The organism is Methanothermococcus thermolithotrophicus DSM 2095 (genome assembly GCF_000376965.1).
Classification (GTDB): domain Archaea; phylum AGJL01; class Methanococci; order Methanococcales; family Methanococcaceae; genus Methanothermococcus; species Methanothermococcus thermolithotrophicus.
In genome coordinates, this window is the sequence record NZ_AQXV01000009.1 from 1 (window position 1) to 5,468 (window position 5,468).

Here is a 5,468-nt window from a genome sequence, read left to right on the forward strand (position 1 = left end):
AGTTCGACAAAAACCAAAGGTTTTTGTGAATCGACAAATTTCAAAGAAATTTGTCTCGATCAGTAAATCCTTCGGATTTACTTCGACAGCAAATCGAAGATTTGCTTCGATCCCTGCAACCTACGGTTGCAGTTGATATTTATATACTTCGAAATTCTTAAATGATTGTTATTAGGCATTAATTTTAAAATAATCATAAATCTTTCTTAAATTTTTGGAGTATTTTTCCAACATTTAACACAAACAACTATAACTAATGGAAAAGAGCATTAAACAGAAAATACTAAAAATAAGGAAAAAGAAAAGAAAATAAAAATAAATTACCCTAAAAGTTCAACCCCACTTTCAACTATTCTAAACTTAAGTTTTTCACCTTCTTTTGCGTACCTGTGTTTTTCTAAGATCATCTCTCTATAACTATCGTATTTTTCAATTCTGATTATAGATTTACTCCAATACTCTAAGAGTAGTCCTCCCACAGCTTCAAAATTAGAAAACCTACGATTTTCGTTGTTAGAAGTTTCGTTTCGATTTCCTGAAATATTCCTAACCTGATTGGTTACCAATATGGCCACATTTTTCTTTTTAGCTAATTTTAATAAGGTTAAAATCTGTTTTCCAAGTATCCTATTTAATCTGGTATTTTCATTTACGTCATCGCATAATTCAAGTCTGTAAAGTGAAGCTATCCCATCTACAACAATTAAACCTAAATTCTCCAGCATTAGTATTTTTTCAAGTGTGATCGTCTGTTCTTCAAAATTCGAAGGTTCGTAAATAATTACATTTTTTAAAACTTCTTCAAAATCATCCTTACAAATTTGCTTAATCCTTTCCACAGATAAACTACCTTCGGTATCGATATAAACTACTTTTAATCCTTTCTTAGCAAAGTTAATCACTGAAAGTATGCAGATATTCGTTTTTCCTACTCCAGGGGGACCGTAAATTTGAGTTATGGTTTTTTTCTCAATATTCCCTTTTATAATTTCTTCCAACATAAAAACCACTTATTTTTAAATTAGTATTCTATAATTATAATTTTATAATTTATAGATAAATTAATATAAATCGTAAAGAATCAAAGGTTTGCTAAGGTGCCTTCTAGCAGACGGAGGAACTTCGTAAAAACCTTCTCTTATATTCCTTTTCACTTCAATTAATTCTATCTCATCATACCTCAATTTCTTCCCACACTTATTGCATTTATACCCGCTTTTAGTCCCTTTGGATTTTAAAGTTCCTCCACAGCTACACTTTTTATTCTTCTCATACTTTTTAGCCAATTTTACAACTTTTATTTTTTCAATATTTATTCCAAATGGTTCTTCCCTCACAGTACCATAGACACCAATTAGATCTCCCTTTGTGAGCTCCCTTATTAGGTTCCTAAATTCTTTGGTAGGTTCATAAGCTATGCAGTTTATCTCTTCACTGTTGGCAGTATCCTTTAATTTAAAAACTACATGACCACCAGGTAAATTTTTAGGTTCGGTAACAACCATTCCATAGGTTATAACTCCAGTATCTGGATATACATCCTTTATTTCCATAAATCTCAAATGAACGTCTGTTCCTTGGTTGGTTTTATAGATTGTATATTTATCTATTTCTTCACATTTAACGATATCCATGGCTTTTAAGAGGATGTCTTTTTTTATACCTCTGATACCATATAAAACAGGACAGCTTGTGTGCGGGGCTATAATCGGTTTTTCTCCATCTACGTTATTAAAGGTAAATGGAAAAGTTTTTTCATCCATTTCTATAACAGATTTTTCGTCAAGTATCCTCTTTTGTCCCCATTTCTCTTTTTTTCTATATGTTAGAAGTTCGTAGGTATATGGGGGAACTGAAGAGATACTACCCAATGCCCCTATTATCCCGTAGCCTTTTTTATATTTTCTAAATTCTCCGCCGACTTTTTCAATGATTTTTTCAGCGTATTCAACAGATACGATGTCGTAGAGTACTTTTTTGTAGTAATTATTTAAAATTTCCCTGTTTGAATTGTAACTATCCTCACTTAGAAATACTATTCCGGGGTTTGTATTTTCACATTCAAAATCAGCGTATTCTTCTACAGTTTTTATTACCGTGTTTTTTATGTATTCAATATCTTTTTCGCTTAATTTTTTTTCATCTTCGTTTATTCTTAGGCATACTCCACCATTGCCCCGTGTTTTGTATTTTACCATTGGATTCATCCTTATGAGTTTCGGAGTGTCCATTTTGTATTTTTTACCAAGTTCTTCTATTAGGAGTGCTCCAACGTAAGTGGTACAGTACCTATCCCTACTGTCTGTATCGTCGATTCCGATAAACACATTATCACCGAATTATAATCATTTATATCCTTCATAAACTATTAAACATAAAATCTGATAATTTAGAGTATTATAATGACAATAGTAGTAAATAGTTAAACAAGTTTTATTTTTCATTAACATCTATGTAAAAAAGAATTATTTGATAAATATATGGCTCCACAACATATTATACTATTACATTCAATAGTTGTTGAAAATATATATTTATTTGCACACCACTATAACTGACACTAAAAATGATTTTAAGAATCAGAGGAGAAGGTAGATTATGAAGTTTAGGTTTATTCAGAAAAAAAGAAAAGAAGAGAGTCAAAACAACCTAAGGAACTCTCGAGAAAGGTTAAAGTTAAAATTCAGAAGGCATAAAATTTACAGTTTGATAGACAGTATGCCACCGAATTTAAATAAATACGTTCTAAACCTTAAACACGGGCATTTGAATGGTACCATAAAAAAGCATCCTGAAGATTTCATTGTAGAGGAAATTACAGAAGACGGCATTGTTTTGGAAGTTGGAAAGGATATTGGATTTAAGGATGTAGAAAAATGGAACGGCTCATTTATCCAATTCACACTGGAAAAAAACAACTGGAACACAATGGATGCCATAGGGAAAATTGCAAGAGCTACTAAGTCAAGGAGAAAGAACTTCGGATTTGCAGGAACTAAAGATAAGTTTGCCATAACGACCCAGAAAGTAGGATGTTTTGGAATAAAAATGGAAGACCTAAAAAAAGTCAATATACCTGGCATTACATTGAGGGACATCCATAAAAGCAATAAAAAACTTAGAATGGGGCATTTGTGGGGAAATAGATTTACAATAAAAGTAAGAGATGTAGAATGTAGTAGGGAAGAACTTGAAAACACGTTGAAAAACATCAAGATAGAATATGTATTAAACTACTATGGAATCCAAAGGTTTGGACACTATAGGCCTATAACTCACGTTGTTGGTAAGTTCATATATCAAAGGGATTTTGAAAGTGCATTTTATACCTACTGTGGAACTCCAATAAATGAAGAAGGAATTTTAAAGGAAGCAAGAGAACTCGTTGATAATGGAGAATTTAAAAAGGCATTGGAACTATATCCTAAGAGACAGAACTACGAAAGAAGAATGTTGGAGTATTATTTAAGATACAAGGACTTTAAAAAAGCATTTAAGGCTTTACCTCCACAGCTTAACAGCATGTTTGTAAATGCCTATCAGTCCTACCTATTCAACGAAATGATAAATAAAAGATATGAATATGGCTTTGAACCTATGGAAGGAGATATTTTAAAAGATGGTGTTCCAACCGGGGTATTGTATGGATATAATACTAAATTTGCAGACGGAATTCAAGGGGAAATAGAAAAAGAAATAGCTGAAAGAGAAAATCTGGACCTAAAAAAGTTCAGAATTGAAGACTTTGGAAACTTCCAAGGTGCTAGAAGAAAATTAATAGCCAAAGTTTATGACTTCGACTGTAAAATCGATGATGATGGATATGTTTTAAAATTTAAGCTGAGAAAAGGAAATTACGCCACAGCAGTTTTAAGGGAATTCATAGAAAAGCTTGAATAAAATCCTGTGAAATATAGTTAACAGTTCATTTAAATTGCACGCCACTATAAATATGTAGTTAAGTTATATATATCAAAAAACCAAATATAATAATGGCAATTGATTTGATGATATTGCCTCTGACAGTTCTACCTACAAGGCGGCCACATTGAGTAGCTGTTGAGTTTCAATGATAATGTGGTTTTCCAAAGGTAGATACATTATATCTGTCATGGATGCCAAAAGAAAATACAAAAATTATACTTCTTAACGAAGTTAAGAAGTATCGGGTTTGGGAATCCAACACCTTTCTTAAAGGGGTTGGTAGTAGATACATTATATCTGTCATTATACTATTTAGAGCGTTAAAGCTTATACAATGCTTTTTTTAATAATATAATTTCTGTTTTATAGGGTTAGGATAACTTTTTAACTTGTTTTTCAAATAATTATAAATTATAACTGCATAAATTTGGTGTTGGCATGACCTGGATAAAAAATTATATAGATATACTCCAGTGTCCGTGTTGTAATGGGGATCTAGAGTTAAGTAATGAATTATTAAAATGCAAAAAATGCAAAAAAACCTTTAAAATAGTTGACAACATACCTATTCTACTAAAATAGGTGATTATACCCCCTTCGCTTTGCTCAGGTGATTTCATGAGATGTTTTTTAGCCATTGAACTGGACGATAGTATAAAGGATAAGCTGGAATTACTAAAGAGTAAATTCAAGTTAAAAGGAATAAAGCTGGTTGAAAAAGAAAATCTCCATATAACCATTAAATTTTTAGGAGATGTTGATGAAGAAACCTTAGAAAAAATTAAGAATTTGGATCTGGATTTTGGTATGTCTTCAAGGCCCCTAATTAGTAAAATAGAAAATATTGGGGTTTTTCCAAATGAAAACTACATAAGAGTTATTTGGGTAGGAGCTCATAATTTAGTAGAACTTTTTAAAGAAGTTGATGAAAAACTATCAAAACTGGGCTTCAAGAAAGAAAAAGAATACGTCCCCCATATAACAATTGGAAGGGTTAAGTTTGTAGAAAATAAAAAAGAACTGCAACATCGTGTAGAGAAGCATAAACATGTAGATATTGGAGAGTTGAAGATAAAAAATATATGTTTAATAAAAAGTGAGCTAACTCCTGAAGGTCCAATTTACGAGCTCATTAAAAAATGGTGAATTGATTTTAATATTATTTAATATATTCATCCCTGTACACTATGCCTTCATGACCTGTTACAATGTTTTTCCCAATGCTTTTTATCCTTCTTAAAGATGCTAATGCAATACCGGCGTCATAGTTTAATTTTGGGGGAATATTTTTTAAAATATTATTTTTTAACGGTGCTGCATCTCCAACAACTATATATTCTTTATAAATTACTGAAATACTGTCTGGAGTATGGCCTGGAGTTTTTATAATCTCAATTTCATCACCTACTGGATTCGAAAACCACCACGATTGAACAAATCCTTCGGATTTGTAGCTCACCTTCGCTTCGCTCGGTGATAGTGGTGGGCTACAAAACCTACTGGATTCGAAAACCGAAGGTTTTCGTAAACTCGAAGAGTTTTTG

General features: G+C 31.6%; 5 protein-coding genes and 1 pseudogene. 3 read left to right on the forward strand and 3 right to left on the reverse strand.

Annotated features, from left to right (window positions below; all coding sequences use genetic code 11):
• Positions 1-320 precede the first annotated feature (320 nt).
• Both radB and F555_RS0100125 read right to left on the reverse strand, forming a co-directional pair.
• Positions 321-1,001: a DNA repair and recombination protein RadB gene (gene radB / locus F555_RS0100120; protein ID WP_018153202.1), complete on the reverse strand. Its 681-nt coding sequence runs from the start codon at positions 999-1,001 to the stop codon at positions 321-323.
• A 60-nt stretch (positions 1,002-1,061) separates the two neighbouring features.
• Positions 1,062-2,327, reverse strand: coding sequence for a tRNA(Ile)(2)-agmatinylcytidine synthase (locus F555_RS0100125; protein ID WP_018153203.1), 1,266 nt, complete (start codon positions 2,325-2,327; stop codon positions 1,062-1,064).
• A gap of 271 nt (positions 2,328-2,598) precedes the next feature.
• Here F555_RS0100125 and truD point away from each other — a divergent pair, with 271 nt between their 5' ends.
• The 3 genes from truD to thpR all read left to right on the forward strand — a co-directional run bounded on the left by truD (position 2,599) and on the right by thpR (position 5,070).
• Complete coding sequence (truD, locus tag F555_RS0100130; protein WP_018153204.1) at positions 2,599-3,900, forward strand: tRNA pseudouridine(13) synthase TruD; 1,302 nt, start codon at positions 2,599-2,601, stop codon at positions 3,898-3,900.
• Positions 3,901-4,362: 462 nt separating this feature from the next.
• Positions 4,363-4,506 carry a Trm112 family protein gene (locus F555_RS09480; protein WP_018153205.1) on the forward strand — a complete coding sequence of 48 codons (144 nt, stop codon included), beginning with the start codon at positions 4,363-4,365 and terminating at the stop codon, positions 4,504-4,506.
• Positions 4,507-4,542: 36 nt separating this feature from the next.
• A complete protein-coding gene (gene thpR, locus F555_RS0100140; protein ID WP_018153206.1) occupies positions 4,543-5,070 on the forward strand; it encodes an RNA 2',3'-cyclic phosphodiesterase in 528 nt (175 codons plus the stop codon).
• 13 nt (positions 5,071-5,083) lie between these two features.
• Here the strand turns inward: thpR and F555_RS09535 are convergent.
• A pseudogene (locus F555_RS09535) lies at positions 5,084-5,468 on the reverse strand (hypothetical protein); the annotation flags it as partial.

Bases quoted from the DNA above. Each gene is read 5' to 3' on its own strand.
- radB (WP_018153202.1), bottom strand. From the start codon at position 1,001: ATGTTGGAAGAAATTATAAAAGGGAATATTGAGAAAAAAACCATAACT.
- truD (WP_018153204.1), top strand. From the start codon at position 2,599: ATGAAGTTTAGGTTTATTCAGAAAAAAAGAAAAGAAGAGAGTCAAAAC.
- F555_RS09480 (WP_018153205.1), top strand. From the start codon at position 4,363: ATGACCTGGATAAAAAATTATATAGATATACTCCAGTGTCCGTGTTGT.
- thpR (WP_018153206.1), top strand. From the start codon at position 4,543: ATGAGATGTTTTTTAGCCATTGAACTGGACGATAGTATAAAGGATAAG.